The organism is Massilia mucilaginosa (assembly GCF_011682145.1).
In the GTDB taxonomy this organism is placed as follows: Bacteria; Pseudomonadota; Gammaproteobacteria; order Burkholderiales; family Burkholderiaceae_D; genus Telluria_A; species Telluria_A mucilaginosa.
In genome coordinates, this window is sequence record NZ_WHJH01000284.1 from 1 (window position 1) to 328 (window position 328).

Genomic DNA, 328 nt, shown 5'->3' on the forward strand with positions numbered 1-328 from the left:
GGGGCCCGGCAACATAGCCGCCTGCTGCGCCTGTCTTTTCCAAATCAAGATGCTCCTCTTGGCGATTTACTTGTTAATAAGCTCGATGCCTTCGAGAGCATGTCCAAGCCGTTCGAGTTCAAAGTTGAACTCCTGTCAGATAATCCGAATATTCCACTCAAGGATATGCAGGGCAAAATGCTCTGCGTGGAAATGGTGCGCCGGGACGGCACGCTACGCTATTTTACCGGAAGAGTATTTGCTTTCACTCTCAAAACAGTGGATGGTGGAGTATCGTATTATGAAGCTTTGCTAGGGCCATGGTACAAATACCTTGGCATGCGCAAAG

General features: G+C 49.1%; 1 protein-coding gene. It reads left to right on the plus strand.

Translation table 11 applies throughout. From position 1 onward, the window contains the following. The coding region (locus tag F2P45_RS34880; RefSeq protein WP_267877396.1) for a contractile injection system protein, VgrG/Pvc8 family at nt 1-328 on the plus strand (328 nt) is incomplete at both ends.